The organism is Pseudocolwellia sp. AS88 (assembly GCF_030551755.1).
GTDB lineage: Bacteria > Pseudomonadota > Gammaproteobacteria > Enterobacterales > Alteromonadaceae > Pseudocolwellia.
The window spans coordinates 38,785-63,728 of record NZ_JAUPEC010000018.1 but is presented as its reverse complement, the minus strand read 5'-3'; the positions used below and the strand labels follow the sequence as shown (position 1 = coordinate 63,728).

Below are 24,944 nucleotides of genomic sequence, written 5' to 3'. Positions count from 1 at the left end.
TAACAATATTTTATAATCCATATATTACAATTCAGTAATAAAATATGGGAACAAAGTTCTTTGGAGGAACATGGCTATTAAAGGTGGTCAACGAGGCGGGCAAAAAGAGCCAGCTCATCGTTTGAATGAATTAATTACAGGTACTGAAGTACGTTTGATCCGTTATGATGGCGAACCTGGAGGGATAGTTACTCTAGATGAAGCAATGAATCAATCTATCGAAGCAGGCGTTGATTTAGTAGAAATCAGCCCAACGGCACAACCGCCAGTTTGTCGAGTGATGGATTACGGTAAGTTCTTGTATGAAAAAGCCAAAGAACAAAAAGAAGCTCGTAAAAAGCAAAAACAAATACAGGTTAAGGAAATTAAATTCCGACCTGGTACAGATGAAGGCGACTATCAGGTAAAACTACGCAGCCTGAAGCGCTTTTTAGAGGACGGCGACAAGATCAAGGTAACATTACGTTTCCGCGGTCGTGAAATGGCCCACCAAGAACTAGGCTTAGATTTGTTAACTCGCGTTAAAAACGACTTAGCAGAACTAACAGTAGTTGAGTTTTTCCCTCGTAGAGCGGAAGGGCGTCAAATGGTGATGGTCTTAGCCCCTAAAAAATAGATAATAACTGGTAGTTAAAGTAATACGTTAGCTTGCTAACTTATTCACCACTATTATCGAAAACTGGTAATATAGGCTTACAAGTAAAATTAACATCCTAATTGTAAAATTAGGCCATGAGTTTTCGCCTAGATTGCTTAAATTTGGCATCCCAATGCGGAGTTATATATAATGCCTAAAATGAAAACCAATAAAGGTGCTGCAAAGCGCTTTAAAAAAACAGCTACAGGTTACAAGTTCAAACAAGCTGGTCTTCGTCATATTCTGACTAAGCGCCGTACTAAAGTTAAGCGTCATTTGCGTGCTAAATGCATGATCGCTGCTTCTGATATTAAATCAGTTAAAAAACTTTTACGTCACGGTTAATAGGAGATATAGAAAATGGCAAGAGTAAAACGTGGTGTACAAGCACGTGCACGTCATAAGAAGGTTCTAAAGCAAGCTAAAGGTTACTACGGTGCTCGTAGTCGCGTTTATCGCGTTGCTTTCCAAGCCGTAACTAAAGCTGGCCAATACGCATACCGTGACCGTCGTCAACGTAAGCGTCAATTCCGTCAACTTTGGATTGCTCGTATTAACGCAGCAGCTCGTCAAAATGGTTTATCTTACAGCCGTTTCATTAATGGTCTTAAAAAGGCTGCTATTGAAATCGATCGTAAGATCCTAGCTGACATTGCAGTATACGACAAAGCAGCATTTACATTCTTAGTTGAAAAAGCGAAAGCTTCTTTAGTTTAAGATTGAAATATTGTTTAGTATAAAGGACGCCTAGTGCGTCCTTTTTCTATTCTGTTAAATGATTAGTAAATAATAGTTTTAGCAAATGTTATCTCTTAAGTGAAGATAACATTCGCTACAATTATTTAATTTATGAAGGATGTATTGCCATGGGTCTTGCTGATAAAGTTTTAGCAGTGAATAACGATTTACCTATTCGTACAGATGCTCCGGTACATAGCGGTAAAGTACGATCAGTTTATTGGTTAACAGAAGCTGATAGCAAACGTTTAATTAAAGAAAAAGGCTACGATGTAGCAGAAGATACTGCATTAGCTATTATGGTGATCAGTGACCGTATTTCAGCATTCGATTGTATTTGGAAAGGTGAGGGTGGCTTAAAAGGTGTTCCTGGTAAAGGTGCTGCTTTAAATGCAATTTCAAACCATTGGTTCCAATTATTTAAAGATAAGGGATTAGCGGATAGTCATATTTTAGATATTCCACATCCTTTCGTATGGATTGTTCAAAAAGCTAAGCCCGTTATGATTGAAGCGATTTGTCGTCAATATATTACCGGTTCAATGTGGCGTTCTTACAGTAAAGGTGAACGTGAATTTTGTGGTATTAACTTACCTGAAGGCTTACAAAAAGATTCTAAATTACCTGAATTACTGCAAACACCTTCAACCAAAGGTATTTTAAAAGGTATTCCAGACGTACCTGAAGCTGATGACGTAAATATTACTCGTAAAAACATAGTGGACAATTTTGAAGCTTTTAATTTCAAATCAACGAGCGATATAAGCTTGTACGAGAAATTATTAACAGAAGGTTTTAATGTTATTTCTGATGCATTAGCTGAAATTTATCAAGTGTTTGTTGATACTAAGTTTGAGTTTGGTTATGTAAAAGATAAAGCGGGTAATGAAAAGCTCATTTATATGGATGAAGTTGGCACACCTGATTCATCTCGTATTTGGGATGCAGAGCAATACAGTGAAGGAAAAATTGTTGAAAACTCAAAAGAGGGATTTCGCCAATTATTATTAAACTACTTCCCAGATCCTGACATTCTTCTAAACAAAGAAAGAATGCCAGAAAGAGAAGCGTTAGCAAGAGACAATGAATTACCAGAGTCAGTGTTAATGGCTGTTTCAGAAACTTATATTGCGATAGCAGAAAAAATAACAAAGAGTAAAATTGTTATTTCTGATAATCCTAAACAAGAGATTATTGATATTTTAAAAGCAGAATATCAATTGATTGACTAATTAACCCATCGATTGGCTGAATTAGCTTGCTTGAAAATACAAAAACCACAGTTATCACACTGTGGTTTTTTATTGGGTTCATCTTTAAATGCATTTTAAAGTTTATGTAATCGACATTCTACCAATACTATTTAGCAAGCATTAAGCAACTAACTTTTCAACGGTTGTAAACTCAACAATAAATCTTCAGTTAACGCTAGGTTAGAACTGGAGTTATCAATGGCATCTTCAGACTCATTTACTAGGTTAGTAAAGCTTTCAAGTATTTGATTCGTTTGTCCTAATTGCCCTTGAATTTGTTCTATCACTGCTTCTGCCGCAGCACTGCTTTCTTGTGAATGTGAACATACACTGTTTAGTTCAGACTCAATACTTGAAGAAATTTGCAAACTTTCTTCAATACTATCTACAACAATTTTTTGTTGGGAAATAATATCGTCAGAGATACCCATAATTTTCCCCATACCTTCATGAATTTGTTCTGCTGATTCGTTTGATATACTGGCTAATGCTCTTACTTCATCTGCTACTACAGCAAATCCACGTCCATGTTCTCCAGCTCGCGCGGCTTCAATCGCTGCATTCAATGCTAGCAAGTTGGTTTGACTAGCAATACTCTTGATTGCTTCTAAAGAAACTGAAATGGTTTTGTTATTATTGGTTAAACCTTCTAATAGCTTAGTAAAAGCCGAGATGTTTTTTTCTGCAGTTGATATTTTTGCCGATAAACTTTTAAGTTGTTCAAGACTCATCGCGCTTTTAGAAGAGGTTTCTTTTGCTGAAGCAACAGACGTTTGAGACAAGTCAGCAATAATATTAGCTTGATCTGCCAGTTCATTCATTTGGCCAAAACTGCTTTCAATATAATTTAATTGATTAGAAGTATTGCTACTGATGAGTTGAGAGCTAGAAGTTAATGCCGATAGTTTTTGATGACAATTGTTTCTTAGTAATTCATCAACCATCGCTGCCTTAACCTTTAAACGTTCTAGTTCTGTTTTATCAATAGCGGTTTCATTATCAGAGAGTTTTTGTTTGTTTAAAAAAGAGAACATGTTTTACCCATTATTAATTATCAGTTTGTTATCATCGAGACCTTTTGATTAAAACAAAAAGTATATTGAAATATTAATCTTAATAACTACTTGATATTAATGATTAAGTGAATCTTATGTATTTGAAAATATAACCAGTAATAATTACTTAAAACATTGTTAAAGGTTTTATCTGTGGAGCTTTTTTGAAATTGATTTGCTTAAAATATTGAGTAAGAACTAGAACTTAATTTCAGTTTTTGCATCATCAGCACACCTAATATAATGAGCTATGTATTGAGTTTAGACTAGATTAGCCTGAATAGTTTATTTAAATATAAATTCTTTATTTACTCAGATTCGTTTTGTTTTACCAGTATCTTTTCGTTAATGATGAATTATTAAAGAGTTAATCGCTAAAAGCTGCTCTTTTCACTACATTTATTCGTACAAATTGTGTAGAATCAGTCTCCATTTTATTATTCGAATTAGTCTACCCAAAGCCTTAACTTTTAAGTAAGGTGCTTTAGAGGAAATCATGAATTTAGACGATATTATCTTGCAGGCAGAACAGGCAATTGCTGCTGCTACCGATCCTGCTACGCTAGATCAAGTACGAGTTAACTTTTTAGGTAAAAAGGGTTTATTTACAGAGCAAATGAAAGGGCTAAGTAAATTACCAAAAGAAGAAAAACCTAAAGCTGGACAAGTAATCAACATAGCTAAGCAACATGTTCAAAAGTTGCTAACTGAGCGTGGTGAATTATTACGTGCTGAAGTGATTAAGCAAAAACTAGCTGCAGAGTCTATTGATGTGACTTTACCGGGTAGAGGCAACGAAAATGGTGGTCTTCATCCTGTAACGCGAACTATCGAACGTATTGAAAGCTTTTTTGGTGACTTAGGCTTTTCTGTTAAAGAAGGTCCGGAAGTAGAAGATGACTTTCATAACTTCGATGCTTTAAATATTCCTGAGCATCATCCTGCTAGACAAGATCACGATACTTTCTATTTTAATCCTAAGCTTGTGTTACGTACGCAAACTTCAGGTGTACAAATTCGTACAATGGAAAAAGAAGCTCCACCATTAAGAATTATTTCTCCTGGTAAAGTATACCGTAACGATTACGATCAAACTCATACACCTATGTTCCATCAGGTTGAAGGTTTAATGGTAGATAAAGACGTGAGCTTTACTCATCTTAAAGGTATTTTACACGACTTCTTACATCACTTTTTTGAAGAAGAAGTTGAAATCCGTTTCCGCCCATCTTATTTCCCATTTACAGAACCTTCAGCAGAAGTTGATATTATGGGTAAGAATGGCAAATGGTTAGAAGTATTAGGCTGTGGCATGGTTCACCCTAATGTATTGAAATCGGCCGGTATCGACCCAGAAGTATACACAGGCTTTGCCTTTGGTATGGGGGTAGAGCGTTTAACTATGTTGCGCTACGGTGTGAATGATTTACGTTCATTCTTTGAAAACGATCTTCGCTTCTTAAAACAGTTCAAGTAGGAAAGCCAACAATGAAATTTAGTGAATCATGGTTAAGAGAGTGGGTGAATCCTGCTCTATCTTCAGATGAGTTGTCTCATCAAATTACAATGGCTGGCTTAGAAGTTGATGCTGTTGAACCTGTAGCTGGTGAATTTACCGGTGTACTTATTGGCGAAGTGGTTGAATGTGGACCACACCCTGATGCTGATAAATTACAAGTAACAAAAATTAATTTAGGACCAGATTTTAACGACGGTGAGTTAGTTGATATTGTTTGTGGTGCTAAAAACTGTCGTTTAGGTCTTAAAGTCGCGGTTGCTACAGTAGGTGCTGTATTACCTGGTAATTTTAAAATTAAAAAAGCTAAATTACGTGGTGTACCATCACACGGTATGTTGTGTAGCGAATCAGAAATTGGTTTAGCAGAAAGCTCTGATGGTATTTTAGAGCTAGCTCAAGATGCACCTATTGGTTTATGTGTGCGTGAATATCTTGATTTAGACGATGTAACCATTGATGTTGATTTAACAGCTAACCGTGGTGATTGTTTAGGTCTTAAAGGTTTAGCACGTGAAGTAGGTGTTCTAAATAGCTTAGCTGTAACTGAACCTGAAATTAATGATATAGCTGCTGTTATTACTGATGAACTAACTATTACATTATCAGCTGAACAAGCATGTCCGCGTTATTTTGGCCGTGTTATTAAAAATATCGACGTAACGGCTCAATCACCGCTATGGATGGTAGAAAAATTAAGACGTTGTGGTATTCGCTCAATAGACCCTGTAGTTGATGTAACAAACTACGTTTTATTAGAGCAAGGTCACCCAATGCATGCTTTTGATTTAGATAAAATCGAAGGTGGCATTAACGTACGTTTCGCGAATAACGAAGAAAAGTTAACTTTATTAGATGAAAATGAAGTGACGCTTTCAACAGAAACTTTAGTTATCGCAGATGACAACAAAGCATTAGCAATGGCTGGTATCTTTGGTGGATTAAATTCAGGTGTTACTATCGAGTCTAAAAATATCTTTTTAGAAAGCGCTTTTTTTAGCCCGTTAGCTATTTTAGGTAAAGCTCGTCAGTATGGTTTACACACTGATGCTTCTCATCGTTATGAGCGTGGTGTAGATCCACAGTTACAACTTGATGCGATGAACCGAGCGACTGAATTATTACTTGAAATTGTTGGTGGTGAAGCAGGTCCTATTACTGAAGCTAAGTCTGATGAAAATATCCCTCAAGAAAAGCAAATCAGTCTACGTAGAGTTAAATTAGACTCTCGTATTGGTCATCATATTGCTGATGAACAAGTTGCTGATATTCTAACGCGTTTAGGTTTCACTATTTCTTTCGAAAACGACGTATGGCAGGTAACTGTTCCAGCATACCGTTTTGATATTAAAATTGAAGTAGACTTAATCGAAGAAGTTGCTCGTATTTTTGGTTACAATAACATTCCTAATGTATCGCCAAAAGCAACATTAAGCATGTGTGCAAATAAAGAAGCTAACTTGAGTGTAAGTAAATTACGTAATGCTTTAGTTAACCGCGGTTATCAAGAAGCTATAACTTACAGTTTTGTTGATCCTAAAGTTCAAGCATTGTTACACCCAGGTCAAGAAGTGATGACATTACCTCATCCTATTTCATCAGAAATGTCAGTAATGCGTCTGAGCTTATGGACTGGGTTATTACAATCAGTTGCTTATAACCAAAACCGTCAACAAAACAGACTACGTTTATTTGAAACTGGTTTACGTTTTGTTCCTGACGAGTCTGCTGAAAATGGCGTAAGACAAGAAAATATGATTGCCGGTGTTATTACAGGTCAACGTAATGAAGAACATTGGGATATGGAAAAAGCTGCAACTGACTTTTACGATATTAAAGCTGATGTTGAAGCGCTACTTTCATTGACGGCTGATGCTTCTGCTTACGAGTTTTCAAAAGCTGAAGTTAGTGCGCTACATCCAGGACAAACAGCTGGAATCTACCGAAATGGTACTTTAGTTGGCTATGTTGGTACCTTACATCCTGAATTAGAACGTAAATTAGGTCTAAACAGTAAAACATTAATTTTTGAACTATTATTGTCTGAAATTTTAACAGCTAAAATTCCTGAAGCTGCCGCTATATCTCGCTTTCCTTCGAACAGACGAGACATTGCTGTAGTGGTAAAAGAAGAAGTTGACGCAAAAAATGTGTTACAACTTATTGAAAAGGTTGGCGGAAATTATTTAATTGATCTAAACTTGTTCGATGTATACAGAGGCGAAAGCATTGAAGAAGGCTCAAAGAGCTTAGCAATAGCCCTTATACTGCAAGATAATGATAAAACACTTGAAGAAAAAGACATTTCGGATGTTGTTAACAGAGTGATTGATTCATTAGAAACTCAATTAAACGCATCACTGAGGGATTGAGCAATGGCGCTTACCAAAGCAGAAGTAGCAGAACATTTGTATGAAAAAGTCGGTCTTAACAAACGCGACGCAAAAGATATGGTAGAAATATTTTTTGAAGAAATACGTGAGACGTTAGAAAGCGGTGAGCAGGTGAAACTTTCAGGATTTGGAAATTTTGATCTGCGAGTGAAAAGCGAACGTCCAGGTAGAAACCCTAAAACAGGTCAAGATATTCCAATCTCGGCTCGTAAGGTAGTTACATTTAGACCGGGTCAGAAATTAAAAAGTCGAGTTGAAAACGGTAACGGTTAGTAATACGTTATAATTGACTTATAAAAGGCTGCTTTGCAGCCTTTTTTGTTGCCTATTATTAATTGAGATACTTTAAGTGAAAATATCTAAAGGACTAGCCGGTTAGTTTGATAACTTAGGTAGGAAGCTAGTTATCCTTTAACATCCTAATATTTCGTCCGGTTAATTGAGATGACTTATATCGCCAATCTTAGGTGTTATTTTTAACTTCTCTTTATCGCTTTTATCTTTTGAAGTTAACTTTACCGGTTTTAATTTAACGGGTTTAATTACTTTTTGCGTTGACTCGGCTTTTACTTTTTTCTTAAAGGCTTTACGACAAACACTCTTAGAAGTGCGAAGAGAGAGATGAATAAATATAACAATACATAAGGCAAATAAGGTTCCGCTAATTAATGCATGTAAACTGAGAGGGATAGCGAGTTGATATTGTTGAATTGTCGCTTGCGCCATAGATTCATCAAACTCAGTAATAAAATAAAACACACGATTTATATATTCAGCATCTTGTAAATTAGTTAGATGACTTTGTAAATCTGTTACTCGCTCTGTTACTTTTGAAATGACATGGGCTGTTTCATTGATAGAAGGTTCGCTGTTAGTTAAATACTTGTCTACCATTAATTTTAAATTACCGTCAAAATGGCGGTCAGCTATTTCTTGATAGTCGCCTAATTGAAGTAAAGCCTCATTTAAATGACCTGATAACCTTTGTGAATACTGCTGAATAAATTCAGGCAGTTGTAAACCTAATATAAAGGTTAACGTAAACAAACATCGATCAAATAATGTCGATAATATTTTTAACATAGAAAAGTTTCCTAAATTCCATAGTTAACAAGTATTGAATTTATATAAACATAAGCTTGAGCACACATAAAGTTATTTACATTTTGCGTATATGTTTCTGATAATAACTTACTTCTTTAAGCTGAAAATCACTACGTAGCTCATGTTCTAAAGGGTTTGTACTAGAAAGTTAAACACTATATGGTTAGCCCACAATTAATGAAGGTCAATTAAGCATGCGTCCAACTCGTTTTACCGATCGTGAAGTCACTCAAATAAACTGGCAAGTAATTAAAATGCTAGTGCCATATATTATGGAGTTTAAAGTACGTATTGGCTTTGCATTATTATGTTTAGTATTAACTAAAGTTGCTAGCGTATATTTACCTTTTATTTTAAAAGATATTGTCGATTTATTAGATCAACAACAAGAAAACCGAGTGTATCTAGTACCATTTGGGTTGGTTGCTGCTTATGGTTTGATTCGACTTTCCATTGTTTTATTTGCTGAGATACGCGATACATTATTTGGTCGTGTTACTGAACGAGCGATAAGACGTATCGGCTTAAAAGTTTTTAATCACCTGCATCAACTCGACTTGAGCTTTCATTTAGATCGCCAAACGGGTGGTTTATCTCGTGATATAGATCGTGGTAATTCAGGTCTTAGCTTTTTAATGCGCTTTATGATTTTTAATATCATTCCTACTTTATTAGAAATTATTATGGTGGTAGGTATTCTATTTTTTAATTACGGTATATGGTTTGCGTTGATCACAGCGTCTTCAATTACTTGCTATATTCTTTATTCTATTAAGGCAACCAACTGGCGTACTGAATTTATTAGAGAGGCAAATAAGGCCGACTCTACTAGTAATACTCGTGCTATAGACAGCTTACTCAATTATGAAACAGTTAAATATTTTACAAATGAATCTTATGAAGCTGATGCTTACGATCGTCAATTAGAAAACTGGGAAAAAGCTAAAGCAAAAAATCGTTTATCGTTATTCGCCTTAAACGGTGGGCAAGCTATTATCATTTCTGTGTCTATGACCTTAATGTTAGGTTTAGCAGCATATCAAGTAACCTACGAGCAAATGACACTAGGTGATTTTGTTTTGATCAATGCTTTTATGATGCAGCTGTTTTTACCGTTGAACTTTCTTGGTTTTGTTTATCGTGAAGTTAAAGGTTCATTAGCTAACATTGAACACATGTTTGGATTATTGTTAAAGAAACCCAAAGTAACTGATGTTGAAAACGCCAAAGATTTAGAGATAAAAGGTGGAGAAGTTCAGTTTTCTAATGTCTCATTTGCTTATGATAGTAAACGACCTATTATCAAAAATATTTCTTTCTCGATAAAGCCAGGACATAAAATCGCTGTAGTGGGTGAAAGTGGTTCAGGTAAATCAACACTCGTTAAATTGTTATTTAGATTTTATGATGTAACGCAAGGTTCTATTTTGATTGATGGCCAAGCAGTTGATCAAGTCAGGCAACACTCCCTTAGACAGAATATTGGCATAGTGCCGCAAGATACCGTGTTATTTAATGATACGTTATTTGAAAACATAAAATACGGTAATACTAATGCCACAGATGAAGAAGTTCACAAAGCGATAGCATTATCTCATTTATCGGGTTTTATCGAATCTTTACCTGATGGTACTCAAACCCAAGTAGGAGAAAGAGGCTTAAAGCTTTCAGGCGGCGAGAAACAACGAGTGGCAATTGCACGTACCATATTAAAGAATCCTGCTATTTTAGTGTTCGATGAAGCAACATCGTCTTTAGATAGTCATTCAGAGCAGGCTATCTTAAAAGCTATTCAAACGGTAGCTCAGGATCATACCAGCTTGGTTATTGCTCATCGCTTATCTACCATAGTTGATGCCGATAATATTATTGTAATGAACAAAGGTGAAATTGTAGAAGAGGGCGATCATCAAACCCTTATCAAGAAACAAGGTCATTACTTTAAAATGTGGCAACTACAGCAATCGAGCTAACTCATTAAAGTTAACGTTTACTAAAACTACCCATACAAAATTTATAGATAAGAATATGACAACTGAAATAACGAGCACGACAGAATTAACAGAAGTAAGGCAAACCAGACAATGGATAGAACAGATAATTGTTGAACTTAATTTTTGCCCTTTTGCTAAAAAAGAATTAGTAAACAACACGATTCATTATTATCTTTCGGAACAGAAAAAGCTTAAATTGGCATTAGCCGAAGTATTTGAACAATGTCTGTATTTGAAAAACAATCCACAGATAGAAACCAGTTTGATCATATACAACCCAGGTTTTAAATCGTTTGAACAGTATTTAGAGCTTGTCGATTATGCCAATGAGTTACTGTTTGATTCAGAGTTTGAAGGTGTTTTTCAATTAGCGAGTTTCCATCCTGATTACTATTTTGATGGTGCAGATATGGATGATGCCGAAAACTATACCAATAGATCACCATATCCAGTTATTCACTTGTTAAGAGAAGCAAGCCTAACGCGTGTATTATCTACCTACAAAAATCCTGAAAATATCCCAGAAAACAATATTGCGTTAGCTCAGGAAAAAGGTAGTAACCACTTTGAGCAAGTGCTTAAAAATATTAGAAACAGTTAAGCTAAGGCAGTTAAAGTTACTAGCTGAAACAATTATTAAAACTCGGTATACTGCGTTGTTCTGACATCGCAGCTATAAAATAGGTATTCTTTTTCGTGGAAAATAATCAAATGGTCAATGTGGGTGGAAACATTGAAAGTGCAGTACAAGGTCAATACTCAATCGATATAAGATCTGTACTACAAGAAGCTTGGACTTTAACTAAAATATCAAGGTTATCAATTGTGATAGGTGCATTAATTTGCATGTTTTTATCAATGGTTATTGTTATGGTGGCTAGCCAATATTTAGGTGGTGTTGAGAACGCATTAAAAGATATGAAAGCTCAATACATTATTAATGTATTAGTTACTTTGGTTATTTCGCCTTTTATTGCTGGTATTGAAATGATGGGCGTATTTCATGCGGTTGGTTTAAAAACTCAGCCTAAATTAGTATTCGCGTTCTTAAGTAAAGGCGCCATTATTGCGATATGCGCATTGTTATCTTCAACCTTATCATCATTGGGTTTTAACTTACTAATTTTACCAGGTATCTTTTTATTAGTGACTTTATCGTTAACGGTTCCGTTAGTCGTTGAGAAAAATATGATGCCGATAAAAGCAATTATCTTAAGTGTTAAAGCGTTACGTTTCCAATTTTTCAAATTACTCGCTATTTATGGCATTTTAGCGATGATATTAATCTTTTCTATTTTCCCATTGCTTGCCATGATGAACTCAGGTTTTGAAATGATTGGCGTGGTGTTTTTATGTTTCGCACTTACATACTTAACTCCTCTTTTTTATAACACCAAAGGAATTTTATATCGTGAAATTTTTGGTGTTAAAGTGAATGCGTCAGAAGCACCAGCAGGAAGTCATTCAGATAATGATGATAGTGGTGATAACAATAGTAACAGCGGTAATGGAAATAACGGCAGCTTTACAGCTTAAAAAACTAAGGTTATTTTACTTTTAACTTTCTGATTAAGTTTTTGCAAATTAACAAGATATTGAAACAAAAAAACTATTTATGTAAAGGCATAAATAGTTTTTTTATTTAAGAGGCGTTATTTTGAGATTTTAACTGATGAGTTATGTAATCAGGCGACTCAGTGCTACTTATCTCGAACTCAGGTTACTTAACTTCTACTATATCAATTGTGTTAATAGATGACTCACTTGCAATGATATTGTCTACAGGAATCACTTCAGGAGCTTGTAGTGTTACATCTTCACGGTCAAACGCAATATCACCGCCATTAATAACACCAGAATCTTTTGAAATACTCTTAAAGTCAAACAGTTCACCGTCACACATATGAGAAGGTACAATATTTTTCATCGCTGTGAACATAGACTCAATTCGTCCAGGATGATTTATATTCCAATCACTTAACATCTTTTTAATGTTTTGACGTTCTAGATTTGGCTGAGAACCACATAAATTACAAGGAATAATAGGGAAATTTTTAAGTGCTGCATACTGGATTAATTCTTCTTCTTTACAGAAAGCTAAAGGTCGAATAACAACATGCTCGCCATTATCTGAAACTAGTTTAGCAGGCATAGATTTTATCTTTCCACCATGAAACATGTTTAGCATCATGGTTTCAATCATATCGTCTCTATGATGTCCCAAGGCTACTTTTGTTGCGCCAATTTCTTTAGCTGTTCTATATAAAATAGCGCGTCTTAAACGCGAGCATAAACTACACGTGGTTTTGCCTTCAGGTATTTTGTCGGTAACGATAGAGTAGGTATCTTCTTCTACAACTTGATACTCAACCCCTAAAGATTCTAAATACTCAGGTAAAATATGTTCAGGAAAGCCTGGTTGTTTTTGATCTAAATTAACGGCAACTAAATCAAATTTAATAGGCGCTAAACTCTGCAAGATCATCAGGATAGAAAGCATCGCGTAACTATCTTTACCTCCAGATAAACACACCATTATTTTATCGCCATCTTCAATCATGTTGTATTCGGCAATTGCTTGACCCACATGACGACGCAAACGTTTTTCTAACTTGGATAATTGCGTAGCTTGGGCAGCAGTTAATTGTTTAATGGGTTGTTGAAATGTAGTAGATAAAGGCTTCATAAATGATCTCGAGTTAATAACGGGCGCATTATACCTAAAGGTAAATGTTTTAGGAACTAGCGATAAAAACTATTGAAGTCTTGTGAAGAGAAGTGAGTATATTAAGGTTATAAAATTTAATGTGGAGTAACTCTAGTTAATGCAGGATTTTATCAACAAACCTAAGTACAGGTTAACTAGAGTTTAAATAAGGACAGTTTACTTTTTATCTATTTTTACTTTTTTAAACCAAAGTCCAAAAATAACAAAAACGAAAAACATGACATGTAACCAAAGCTTAGGCCCTATGGCTGTGTTTAATGGTGCTAAATCACTTAAAGGAGTAAAGGTTTCTGTAGTTACTAGCTTTACTACCCATTCGTTTGCAGGAGTCGCAATTAATGTTGTGAACCAACCTAATACAATCACTTGCGCGCTGCTGACCCATAAAGAATGATTGAAGTTAAAAATAACCGTAGAGATAACAGCATAAGCGATTGAAACACTGATATGCACAAACCAAGATAATATAAGTGCAGCAATTTCACTGTATCCACCAAAACTAACATATGCTGCAGCATGACGAGAGGTTAACGTTGCTAAACCAAATAGTGGCTGAAAAATAATAAAGGCAATGCTAGCAATTAAGCCAACAATAAAAGCGGTGATTAAGGTGTTTTTCATAGGTCTTTAATAAATTTATTAAGTTTGTATTCTTATAAGACAGAGTTGAGACTATTTAAATTTCCGAAGTATTTCTTATCTTTGTGCTTTAACACAATAAATAATAGCTAATATAACAATTTGTAGCGCTAAAAAATTCAACCAATAAACTAATGAAATAACACCAATGTTGAGCACAAATTTGAAAGACAAACACATTAGCAATACACCTGTTGCAAGCAGAATCTTGCTGAGCAGTTTACTAGGCGGTTGCCCAAAGCAAGCGCAAAAATGTTTATGCATAGATAAAGATAAGGTAATTAATGCGATTGTTTGTAGTGATAGGGTGACTAACATCAATATTACCCAGTGGTTACACGGTTTTTGCGTTTTAGCCATAACGCAGTTTTCAAGAAAGCTACGCCAGATAATATAATCATAATATTAAACATTAAATATGCACCGTTAAATTGTTCAACTGCATTTACTAAGCGTTGACTGTCTTGTAAAAAATCAATAAAAGGCAGCGATAAACACAATAAGGCACATATCATTAATTGCTCGAACCATGCTTTTTTAGCTGGCCTTAAAATACTGTGTAATAAGGTAGTTAACCAAACCCATAAAAATATGTTCACTTCTAACGAAGCTCTATTTGATACATCAAAGGCTAAAAATCTATTAGCATGAAAGTAAGATAAAACGGCTAACAATAGGCCAGCGAAACCTGCAACATTTAAACATTCAACAATATGATGACCTATATGACGTTGTTTCACTTTGGCTAAACGTTTGTTTAACCAGATTATGGAACCTGTTGCTATTAAGGCTGATGACAATAAACCTAAAATGAAGAACATCCATCTTAAAGGTACATCAGCAAAATGCGCTTCGTGTAACCCATAAAATATTCGTCTTACTTTCATTGGAGTACTTTGTTCTGGATAACCAGTAAGTGCTTTACCAGAAGTTGATGAAAACACTAAACGTTCAGCTTGATTTGATAATGTATTATGTTTTACTCGATTAACGATGATCCTACCGTTTTCACGATAGGGTTGTTCATAGGTAATATAGTCAATTTGATTTTTTCCTGTCCATTTCTGGTTTATTTGCTCTTCAATAATTGAAAAATCAGTTAAAGGTTCGGCAACAGGTGCTTGTTTATCAAGAGCAGGTAAGCTTGGAAAAACCTCTTTGTTAAACTGTTTTATATTGTCAGGATAAAAATGTTGAGTGCTTGAAGGAATATAGGTGGTTACGTATATCATTAACGCGCTGCTACAAATCATTAAACAAAAGGGCAAAGTAACAATACCCATTAAAGCATGTGAGTCAGAGAGGAGTTTGCTCAGCTTAGCTTTACGTAAGGTGAAAAAATCTCGGAAAAATCGACGATGTGTAAAAATACCGCTAAATAATGCTATCAACATCATCATGGCTGCAACACCTGCTATATATCTACCACCATAACCTCTTAACTGTAATGTGTAGTGAAAAGTTCGAAAGAAATCACCGCCTTTGGTGTCTCTTACCTCAATAGGAGAAACGTTATTTAACGATAGGTTTTCTACTTTTCTTTTACGTCCATTACTCCATTGAATGTATAAATGCTTACTGCGACTGTCTGGTAAATAAATACGCCAACGTTCAGCGTTAAGTTCACGTGATTTAAGGTGAGTAATAGATTTATTAATAATGTTTACATTAGGCGAATATTGATTTAGTTCTGGCTTCATCCATTGGCTGAGTTCTTGATTAAAATAGCTTAAAGTACCAGTAATAAATATAGCAAATAGTAACCAACCGATAACCAAACCAGAGTAGGTGTGAAGCCAAATCATACTTTTTCTAAAGTCAGGTTTCATGAGTTATTGCTATAAGTTAAGTTTAGTGTGTGAGAGTTAATCGTTGTAATGTTGTTACTGATAGTTTGGTTCGACATCATGCTTAATACAGATTCAGTCTTACTATTAACGTGGAGGTTGTTAGGTATAGCCATTTGATAACATGCAAGAAGTAGGGCGCAAAATATAAAAAGATTACGCCATAAACTTAAAAGTGTTGGCAGACAGAAACTTAATATGATCACAATGAAATAACACAAATAACTGAGCATAGTTGTAATTAATACACTCGTAGATAATGTGTAATTTAGCCAAACGGTTAATGCTGGAACCAGTGCAATACTAAAACCTGTGGAAATTGCATAACCGCCAACAGTAGCGGTTATGCAACGTAACCATAGCTGTTTCGAATGTGTCATATTAAGTCAATGTATTTAGCGTTAAGTAAAAGTTTTTAGCATTAAAAACGGTAAGTTGCCGTTACTTTTGCGTTTCTGCTTTCACCCGGTAAACCACCGGCATACATGGCTTTACTGTAATACGTAGTATCCGTTAAATTATTGATGTTTAGTTGTAAGTCCCAATCATTTAGCTGATAACTTACGGCTGCATCTACTACCGAATAAGATGGAATGTAAGCGTAAGGTAACCCGTAACTTGAAGCATACAAACTGCGTTCATCTTCATAAGTTACACCTAAACTAAACTTCATAGGAGCAGGTAATGCTTTAAATTGATGTTCGTAGCTAGTCCACAAACGCACATACTTTAATGGTACACCTTTAGATTGACCTTCTTCGGCATCACCTTGTACTGTCGTTGCATCTAGGTAAGTAGCATTGAAGTTCATCGTCCACTGTTCGTTGATTGCTAAGTTTAAATCAAGTTCTGCACCACGACTTCTATCCGATTCGTCATAAAAATACTGAGCAACATCTATATTGTAATCAGTAGCATCTTCGTTCTCGTTGTATAAAGGGTTGCTATATCTGAGGTTAGTTCTACTGGTTTCAAATAATACAAAAGACAATAATAGATCTTCATCAAAAGCTTTATATCTGAAGCCCAAATCAACAGATTTTGATTCAGAATCTTCACGATCATCACCGTCTGCATCTAAACTGCCTAAAATACTATAAGCCGTTCGACCACGTGAATAATTAATGAAAGCAGCAAATTGCTCAGATATTTGGTAATTCAAACCGACATTAAAAGATAAACCTGAATCATCGGTATCAAGTTCTTCGCCAATACCTGGAGCGCTATCAGTGCCTTTGTGTTGGTAATCTTGTTCGATAGTTGTATAAGCAAGCCCAAAACGACCAGTTAAAGCATTATCAAAGTAAATAACTTCTTGCGCACTTATTCCATAGGCACTGACTGTTTTATCGTAATTAGTTCTTAGGCTAGGGTCATAGTCTTCAAAACTACCTGTTGGCCAATTAGGGTTCCTAATATCCAAAATGTAAGGCAAGCTTCCACCACCATCTGCATCCCAAATTGACGACGATTGAACTGATGCTTCACGATGTTCATAGTTGGCGCTAATTAAATGTTCACCAGAGAAAAGGCCTGAAGACCAAGTGTTAGTTAAATCAACAAAGTACTGCCATGTTTTTTCATCTGCTACTTGTTGACGATACTCTTGTCGACGTGCGGCATATGGATATAAAACATCATCGATAACTAAAGGCGCTCTTGGATCTGCATTTATTTCACCATTTCTATTCCAGTAAATATAATTCAACCCACCTGTTTGGCGGGTAAAGTCTGAAGAATAATCACGGTATTGTAATTGATGAGTTAATAATAAATCGTTAGAGAAGTTAATATCGTGGCGAACTTTTATACGAACTTCCTTTCCATCATTAGGTGTAGATAGTGGAGAAATTAAACTACTGTCACCTAAATCATAAGGTGTTAAACCATCGCTTGGTAAAATTGTGCTTAATAGTTCGGTACGTTGTGCTTCAGTTAACTGAACGCCTGTAATTCCGTCGCCATCTGCATCTGTATCGTTAGCTAAATCATCAATGGTTAAATCAGCTACAGCAACATTGATATCATCTAAACTTAATATGCGCACAGGATCACCTACAGAATCAATTTGGATTGAATCTTTTATGTAAGCGGCGGAAAATAAGAATCTATTATCTTCAGATACGTCATAACTTAATGAAGCATATAGTTCTGCACGTTCTGAACTCAGGTCTCTATAGCCGTCAGACTCCTCGTAGTTAGCTACAATACGGTAAGCTGTGTTATCGGTTAATGCTGATGTAGCATCAAGCGTTAAACCAACATTATTCCATTGTCCAACGAGCGCTTTTATTTCATAGCTTTCTTTTTCTTGTGGCTTTTTCTCTATAAGATTGATAACACCACCAGCTGAACCCATACCATAAAGACCTGTTGCAGGGCCTTTTAATACTTCAACACTTTCAATATTGGTCATTGAGCGAGTAGGATTATAGCTATTTTCTAAATCAGCACCGCCATAAATGCCATCGTAGGTGTAATTTGCGCCTAAGCCACGAATAGATAAGTTATCTCCAATACCGTAATTGTTACCTGCTTGCGTTAAACCACTGATGTTACGCAAACTGTCTTGTAGAGTAGTGCTTGATTGCTCATTCAATAATAACTTGTCTACAACTACGATAGCTGCAGGTGTTTGCATAAGTGTCATGTTTGACTTTGTTGCCGTGCCTGACTCTAATATCAAACGGTTATGTAAAGCATAAACGCTAATACGCTCAACTTTATTGTCGTATTGTGTAATATTATTCGCAGGTATTGCTAAGCTCGCAGCTGATTCATTATTTGCTTTATCTTTTATAACTACAGTATTACTTTTTAACCAAACAGCTTCTAAATTGCTATCAGCCAATAGAGCATTAATCAATGCTTTATTTGATTTTATCGAGTTAGTTGCCTTAGCATTACCTTTGATAACAGAAGGCTTAGCATAAATGGTAATGTTTTGAGTTTTAGCAACATCACTGAGGACGTTAATTAATGGCTCATGTGTTGATAAAGGTGTTGTTTCAGCTAGAGAGCTAGCTGAAAAAGTCGCTAATATTATTGAAGTCAATAATGAAAGAGGTGCTATGTTTTTGTATTTAGAAGACATCAATGTTTACCCTAAATTTTGCATTAAATGGTGGTGTAGTTTTAATGTCGCGAATGGTAATGATTGTTATTTAGATTGTCAATGGTAAGGGTGATATTTAATGTTTTTTGTTAAACTTAAAGTTTTTTAGATAGGTTAGCTTTGATAAGAGAGAGGTTAAATGACTGTAATTAATTTCTTAAAAAGACGGGGGTAATCAAAATGCATCATTGTATTTACCTACTATAAACATTGTTGTTAAAAACTAAATGTTCAACTATTCATACATCATATCGTATTGAAATATTAACTAATTTCTGAATGTTGAAGAAATATGACTAAAGATGTAATCTAACGAAGTTCTATATCTTAATATTGCTATACTTAGATATATAAAGTACGTAAGTTAATATTACTCATGAATTAATACTCAAACTTTATAGAACATTTTCTGTTTATGAATAATAAATAGAACTAAACCTTTCTTCGCTATGAACTCAGATATGCAATGCATATAAAATGACGGGATGTATTTTGTTAGGATTAACAATGATATGAAAAACGACTTAAAATTTAAAATATTCCTTATTCTTATCAGTGTTTTCAGCTTTTCCCCTTCAGTTTATGCCGCAACTTGTGGCGCGGGTAGCGATGCGAATGTAAGTGAACTACAGGGTTATACCCAAATCTATCAGCTCGATATACCTTCTAATGCCAATTATGGTACTAACACTCCCGTCTATGGTATCGATAATTCAGCAACAACTATTGATAATGGTATCGCTCGTATTGGTTACTATTTAGAGCTACAAAAAGATGGTAGTTGTGAAACCGAATGGGTTTGGGTATCCATGAATGCGTTTACACAGAATCTAGGTGAAATTGGTGTTCCTGTTAGTAGTACTGGAGTTACTTGGCAACAGTCTATTGATAATATGAATGTAGAGTCAAATGTTGCAGGAGTTGTTACTGGAACTGATATATCTACTGGTAACATTGAATTTTGGCATCATTGTTATACTAGAGAGAATGATACATTTGTTCTTAATGCGAGTGATGATGTTTTTGATTTTGGAGATTCACTAAGAGCCGATAGAACGTCCTGTCATGGTTCTATGCAAGTACATAATTACAGCGAAGCACAAACACTATTTGCTTTTAATGCTTGGGATTCTAATAGAATCGACTCAATAGGTATAGGTAATAACACAGGTGGGAACCCAGATTGGACATTTGCAGATAATATAGATGATTACACTCTTAGAAGTATAGAAGTATGGGTTCAGCCACAAAATCTTGCCGTACTTGATTTAAATGCCAACGGTGGTATTAATCCAGATACAGGAAATGCTTGGCAAGTAGGAGATGTAGATCAAGTTTACGAGGTCGCCCGTTATGCCAGTAGCACTCAAGATGCTAGCGGTAACATAACAATAACAGATGCTAACTTAAGTTTATTTATTGAGGGTAATCTATGGCAAAAAATAAACTTCCCCTACACAGTCACAGAAAACACTGTTATTGAATTTGATTTTCAAAGTACTGAGCAAGGTGAAATTCATGCTATAGGTTTTGATGACGATTTATCTCAAAGTGAAGATCGTACTTTTATGCTTTATGGTACGCAATCTTGGGGTATATCAGATTTTGATAATTATAGCGGAAGTGGTGTTACACATTACACGATTCCAGTAGGGCAATTTTATACAGGAAATTTTGACCACCTATTCTTTATAAATGACGATGATGATAATCCTACGAGAAATAGTACTTTCAGCAATATTGTTGTGTATGAAGCCAGTAATATTGATCCTGAAATAGGTCAAGGCTGTGACGCTAATACAGGCCTTTTAAATGCTGTAGGTATAAAAATCAACAATGCTGGTACAGACGTACAGATAGATAACAGTACTGAAGCTTTAGCTATTCATGCTGCTTGGTTAGCTGCTGGATCACCATCAACTGGTTTAATCGATAATGAGAAGTATAATGTTTCGGCAAGTGGTTCAAGTACTGTTGAACGTATTGATTTTGGTGGTTCAGAACATGATTTTACAGGTACTTTAGCGTACCCAGGTAATAGTAATGGTGTAAATGGCAGCAATTTTGTTGTATATACTTCTGGAATACTTAGTTTACCAGCAGGCGATTACACCATTTATGTAGAGAGTGATGATGGATTTAGTTTTGTTATGGATACTATTGCTGGTGATAGTGTTTCATTCAACAAATTTGGGAGTTCAAACAGTGGCGATGCTAATGAGTTGAGATTTGAAGAGCCTACAGGTAACTCTAATACAGGTGGTTCTTTTACTTTAAGTCAATATTCATCTTTTGATATAGCCGCTATGTTTTTTGAACGAGGCGGCGGAGATTATTTAGAAATTTCTATCACTAATGATATACGAACTTCTGCCGCACCTTCGGGTTATGAAATTCTTAGTGCTGGCGCTCTTAGTGGTAAAGTTCAATTTGGAGGATGTTTAATAGACCATTATGAGATTATTCATGACGGTCAAGGTTTAACCTGTGCAGTTGAGCCGGTCACCATCAAAGCTTGTATGAATAGTGATTGTTCAACGTTAAGCTCTGATGAGATAACACTTGATTTGCAAGCAACTAACACATCGACCACGACGACTAAAAAATCTGTAACCTTTATTGGTAGTACTGAACTTGTTGGTGTTAACTTTAGTCATACGTTTGCAGAAACCCTTAGTTTATCTCTCGCTAATGCAACAGTCATAGCAACAGAGCCTCTTGTTTGTGATGATAGTAGCGGTACAAGTTGTAATATAGCCTTTTCAGATACTGGCTTTATTTTTGGGAATAACAATAACAGCTCGCCAATTATACCGACACAACTTTCAGGTAAGCCATCAGATACAGGTTTTAATGCGGAAAACTTATTTATACAAGCAGTAAGAACTGATGATAATACAGGTTCATGTACTGGCGTTTTTCCTGATGGTGGAGATGTTCCTATTAACCTTTCATACACTTGTCATGGTGATAGCAGTGCATGTACGAGTAATTTAGAGCTTACCAACAATGCCACACCTAAAAGTATTACAACAAACGTAACCGAACAGTCTTTACGTTTTGATAGTAATTCTACCGCTTATTTTACTCTTAATTACCCTGATGCAGGTAAACTTACTATTAACGCACAAAAAGATATTGATGTTGATGGTTTAGGAGATATTAAAAGCTTCAACTCATCATCAAATGCTTTTGTTGTTCGTCCCTTTGGTGTTCAATTAGACTTCAGCCAAGATACAAATAGTGCTAATGCATTAGCTTCTAGCACATCAGAGAGTGACTTCAAAAAAGCAGGTGAAACTTTTTCATTAAGAGCTATAGCGAAACAATGGGCTGCAGGTCAAGATGTCGATAATGATGGGGTTCCTGATGATTTCAGCGATTTAAGCGGTAATAGCACGGCTAATAATTTTGATAATGAACAATTAAGTGTGACCAGAACATTATTTTTACCTGATCCTACAACGGCAAATATTGGTGTACTCACAACTGAAACAAGTAACACTTTTAATGGCAGTATTTTAGATAATAATTATAACTTCTCGGAAGTAGGGATTATTCATTTATCTGCATCATTGACTGATAGTGATTATATTGGTGGTGGTGATATACAAGGCTATATTGCAAATGTGGGGCGCTTCACTCCTGCTTATTTTATTCAAACGGTTGAGAGTCATGGTAGTTTGAATGGTAACCATGGACCCGATGCTGCTTGTATTATTAATGACTGGGCATATTCTGGTCAAGAAACTGATAGTGATGGCAGTATAAGGTATGACTCATTATCAGCTCCTAAGGCTTTAATAACGCCATACAATACAGCAGGTACTATTACCGAAAACTATACAGCTTCAGGTTTTATGAAGTTAGAAGCTGGAGATATCAGCGTAGATCTTCCAACAGAAGACTTTGAACAACCTAGGATAGCTCCTGATGTTATTGATGAAAAGGTTAACATCGCAGCTCAGTTAAGCGAAGGTGATTTATCTGCAACTGCTGATGCTGGCGTATTAAATTATGAATTTAATTCAACAGATAACTTTATTTACGAGCATAATCAACATTCTTTATATGCTCCATTTCCTGCAAAAATTCCTTTTATTATTAGTCAAATAGAAGATGAAGATGGGATAAATTTATATGATGGTTCTGATACTGCAATCATAGCAACAGAATTAATTTTAACAGAAGGTGTTGAAGTACGCTTTGGCCGTTGGAGAATTGAAAATGGTTTTGGTCCAGAAACTTCGAACCTGTTAATGCCAATGTCTATTGAAGAATATAATGGCACGTCTTTTATTACAAATTCAGATGAGAGTTGTATTAGTGGAACCTTAGGTAATAAGTTCACTTCTGGTACTGTAGGTAGCGGTGGTTTATCTTTATGGGATTATCGTTTGGTAGATACAAATACTAGCGATAACTTACTTACCAGTGATAGTAGTGCAAGTATAAGTACAGGTACGTTTTTTCAAAACGGTATTTATCAAGAATTCTTTTTATCTGCTCCACAAGGAAATAAACAAGGTTCCTTTAACCTAGAGTATCAAGTTCCGGTATGGCTTCAGTTTGATTGGGATGGAGACAGCCTACATGACAATAACCCTTTTGCTACAGCAACGTTTGGAGTCTTTAGAGGCAACGATAGAATAATCTATACGCGAGAGGTTTTTAACTAAGTTGAATTTGGTTTAAACGATTATCATTTATTGTAATTATTACTAATAAAACTGTAACGTTAGCTCAATCGCTTTCTTACTTTAAGGGCATGTTTTGTATCAGTAGCTAGGTTTTTTAAGTCAATCTTACTATGAAGTAAGAAAAATAGCGGTTATAGAGGTATTGATTAAACCGAGTTAGAGTTAACTTAGGGGAATGTTTTTAAAATTATAATGCTAGCTAATATCGTGACCTTATATCATTAGCGCTAAAACAGATTAAATAAATTTAAACTGTTTTAGCCACACTTTTTTTAGCTATTAGTTTTGTTACTTGGTTAAAGGCGAAACATAACCATCAGGTTTTAAAGCTAAAACATCACAATTCAACCGATCAAGTACATGTTCTGCTGTATTGCCAATTAACGTTGCTGATAATCCGGTTCTGCCTATTGTGCCCAAAATCACTAACTCAGCATCAATTTTGTTGGCAACGTCTTCGATAACATCTTCAGGTAGACCTTCTTCAATATGAGTTCTGTCTTCCGCTATATTGTATTGTTCGCAATGAGAAGCCATAGCTTTCTTATGATGTGTCAACATACCCGTGTTGTACTCATTCGCATTAAATTCGGGTATCTCAATGGCAATATTAATTGGTGTGCCAGGAAATGAATTAACTAGATGGACATTTGCATTAATAACTTTAGCTAAGTGGTTAGCATGCGCCGTGATTTTGTGATTTAGTGAACGATGTTCATCTTCGTCACTACCTGCGTTAATTGCTGCAAGAATATTACCTTTTTCTGGCCACAAGTGATCTTTAACTAATAAAACAGGGCACGGGCATTTTCTAAGAATATGCCAATCAGTAGGAGTGAAAATAACAGACTTAAGTTTATCGTGTTCGTGAGTACCTTTAATAACAATATCGTGATCATGCTCAAGCACTTCATTAATAATTGATTCAAAAGGTCGATTATGCCAAACAACTTTAGTATTGATGGTTAAGCCATTGATGTTTAATTGACTAACAAGGTCATTCATCCATTCAAGTCGATCATCAATAACCGTTTGACGCATAGCTTCACGTTCATCGCCAGATAACATAGTGGTCATTTCATAAGAGAAATCAAATATTGATAAAAACGCAGTGATGCTAGCATTGGTATGCTGAGCAAGTTGAATACTGCGTTTTAAAGCTTTTTGTTCATCAGTGGTAGGATCAATAACTGCAAGTATATTTTGATATTTGTTCATAATAATA

General features: G+C 35.3%; 20 protein-coding genes. 11 read left to right on the top strand and 9 right to left on the bottom strand.

The window, feature by feature from the left end:
* Positions 1–70: 70 nt before the first annotated feature.
* From infC to Q5N69_RS13070, 4 genes are all read left to right on the top strand, one after another.
* A complete protein-coding gene (gene infC, locus Q5N69_RS13085) occupies positions 71–616 on the top strand; it encodes a translation initiation factor IF-3 (RefSeq protein ID WP_304369419.1) in 546 nt (181 codons plus the stop codon).
* A 171-nt stretch (positions 617–787) separates the two neighbouring features.
* Positions 788–982: a 50S ribosomal protein L35 gene (gene rpmI / locus Q5N69_RS13080; RefSeq protein ID WP_304369418.1), complete on the top strand. Its 195-nt coding sequence runs from the start codon at positions 788–790 to the stop codon at positions 980–982.
* 15 nt (positions 983–997) lie between these two features.
* Entirely contained in the window at positions 998–1,354 is a 357-nt protein-coding gene (rplT, locus tag Q5N69_RS13075) for a 50S ribosomal protein L20 (RefSeq protein WP_076418046.1), read from the top strand.
* Between the two features lie 149 nt (positions 1,355–1,503).
* Positions 1,504–2,607, top strand: a complete 1,104-nt coding sequence (locus Q5N69_RS13070) for a phosphoribosylaminoimidazolesuccinocarboxamide synthase (protein WP_304369417.1) — start codon at positions 1,504–1,506, stop codon at positions 2,605–2,607.
* A gap of 149 nt (positions 2,608–2,756) precedes the next feature.
* Here the strand turns inward: Q5N69_RS13070 and Q5N69_RS13065 are convergent, their stop codons facing one another.
* On the bottom strand, positions 2,757–3,662 hold the full coding sequence (locus tag Q5N69_RS13065) for a methyl-accepting chemotaxis protein (RefSeq protein ID WP_304369416.1): 906 nt from the start codon (positions 3,660–3,662) through the stop codon (positions 2,757–2,759).
* Between the two features lie 517 nt (positions 3,663–4,179).
* Between Q5N69_RS13065 and pheS the strand changes: the two genes are divergently transcribed.
* Genes pheS through Q5N69_RS13050 form a run of 3 tightly spaced genes read left to right on the top strand, consistent with a single transcriptional unit; the run spans position 4,180 to position 7,865 of the window.
* On the top strand, positions 4,180–5,160 hold the full coding sequence (pheS, locus tag Q5N69_RS13060) for a phenylalanine--tRNA ligase subunit alpha (RefSeq protein ID WP_304369415.1): 981 nt from the start codon (positions 4,180–4,182) through the stop codon (positions 5,158–5,160).
* An 11-nt stretch (positions 5,161–5,171) separates the two neighbouring features.
* A complete protein-coding gene (gene pheT, locus Q5N69_RS13055) occupies positions 5,172–7,571 on the top strand; it encodes a phenylalanine--tRNA ligase subunit beta (RefSeq protein ID WP_304369413.1) in 2,400 nt (799 codons plus the stop codon).
* A 3-nt stretch (positions 7,572–7,574) separates the two neighbouring features.
* The gene (locus Q5N69_RS13050) at positions 7,575–7,865 is read left to right on the top strand and encodes an integration host factor subunit alpha (RefSeq protein WP_304369412.1); all 291 of its coding nucleotides are present in this window, start codon (positions 7,575–7,577) and stop codon (positions 7,863–7,865) included.
* A gap of 162 nt (positions 7,866–8,027) precedes the next feature.
* Here Q5N69_RS13050 and Q5N69_RS13045 read toward each other — a convergent pair whose 3' ends face one another.
* Positions 8,028–8,675 carry a DUF2937 family protein gene (locus Q5N69_RS13045; protein WP_304369411.1) on the bottom strand — a complete coding sequence of 216 codons (648 nt, stop codon included), beginning with the start codon at positions 8,673–8,675 and terminating at the stop codon, positions 8,028–8,030.
* A gap of 215 nt (positions 8,676–8,890) precedes the next feature.
* On the opposite strand from Q5N69_RS13045, the gene Q5N69_RS13040 reads away from it, so the two are divergent.
* The 3 genes from Q5N69_RS13040 to Q5N69_RS13030 all read left to right on the top strand — a co-directional run bounded on the left by Q5N69_RS13040 (position 8,891) and on the right by Q5N69_RS13030 (position 12,226).
* Positions 8,891–10,669, top strand: coding sequence for an ABC transporter ATP-binding protein/permease (locus Q5N69_RS13040; protein ID WP_304369410.1), 1,779 nt, complete (start codon positions 8,891–8,893; stop codon positions 10,667–10,669).
* 55 nt (positions 10,670–10,724) lie between these two features.
* On the top strand, positions 10,725–11,291 hold the full coding sequence (locus Q5N69_RS13035; protein WP_304369409.1) for a DUF1415 domain-containing protein: 567 nt from the start codon (positions 10,725–10,727) through the stop codon (positions 11,289–11,291).
* A gap of 95 nt (positions 11,292–11,386) precedes the next feature.
* The gene (locus Q5N69_RS13030) at positions 11,387–12,226 is read left to right on the top strand and encodes a hypothetical protein (protein WP_304369408.1); all 840 of its coding nucleotides are present in this window, start codon (positions 11,387–11,389) and stop codon (positions 12,224–12,226) included.
* Between the two features lie 184 nt (positions 12,227–12,410).
* On the opposite strand, the gene ttcA is transcribed toward Q5N69_RS13030, so the two are convergent.
* From ttcA to Q5N69_RS13000, 6 genes are all read right to left on the bottom strand, one after another.
* On the bottom strand, positions 12,411–13,376 hold the full coding sequence (gene ttcA / locus Q5N69_RS13025) for a tRNA 2-thiocytidine(32) synthetase TtcA (protein ID WP_304369407.1): 966 nt from the start codon (positions 13,374–13,376) through the stop codon (positions 12,411–12,413).
* A 198-nt stretch (positions 13,377–13,574) separates the two neighbouring features.
* Positions 13,575–14,039, bottom strand: coding sequence for a hypothetical protein (locus Q5N69_RS13020; protein WP_304369406.1), 465 nt, complete (start codon positions 14,037–14,039; stop codon positions 13,575–13,577).
* Positions 14,040–14,114: 75 nt separating this feature from the next.
* The gene (locus Q5N69_RS13015) at positions 14,115–14,375 is read right to left on the bottom strand and encodes a DUF3325 family protein (protein ID WP_304369405.1); all 261 of its coding nucleotides are present in this window, start codon (positions 14,373–14,375) and stop codon (positions 14,115–14,117) included.
* Positions 14,376–14,380: 5 nt separating this feature from the next.
* On the bottom strand, positions 14,381–15,862 hold the full coding sequence (locus Q5N69_RS13010) for a PepSY domain-containing protein (protein WP_304369404.1): 1,482 nt from the start codon (positions 15,860–15,862) through the stop codon (positions 14,381–14,383).
* A gap of 20 nt (positions 15,863–15,882) precedes the next feature.
* Entirely contained in the window at positions 15,883–16,284 is a 402-nt protein-coding gene (locus Q5N69_RS13005; RefSeq protein ID WP_304369402.1) for a hypothetical protein, read from the bottom strand.
* A gap of 41 nt (positions 16,285–16,325) precedes the next feature.
* Positions 16,326–18,998, bottom strand: a complete 2,673-nt coding sequence (locus Q5N69_RS13000; RefSeq protein WP_304369401.1) for a TonB-dependent siderophore receptor — start codon at positions 18,996–18,998, stop codon at positions 16,326–16,328.
* A gap of 533 nt (positions 18,999–19,531) precedes the next feature.
* Here Q5N69_RS13000 and Q5N69_RS12995 point away from each other — a divergent pair.
* On the top strand, positions 19,532–23,698 hold the full coding sequence (locus Q5N69_RS12995; RefSeq protein WP_304369400.1) for a DUF6701 domain-containing protein: 4,167 nt from the start codon (positions 19,532–19,534) through the stop codon (positions 23,696–23,698).
* 309 nt (positions 23,699–24,007) lie between these two features.
* Here Q5N69_RS12995 and uspE read toward each other — a convergent pair whose 3' ends face one another.
* Entirely contained in the window at positions 24,008–24,937 is a 930-nt protein-coding gene (gene uspE / locus Q5N69_RS12990; RefSeq protein WP_304369399.1) for a universal stress protein UspE, read from the bottom strand.
* Positions 24,938–24,944 lie beyond the last annotated feature (7 nt).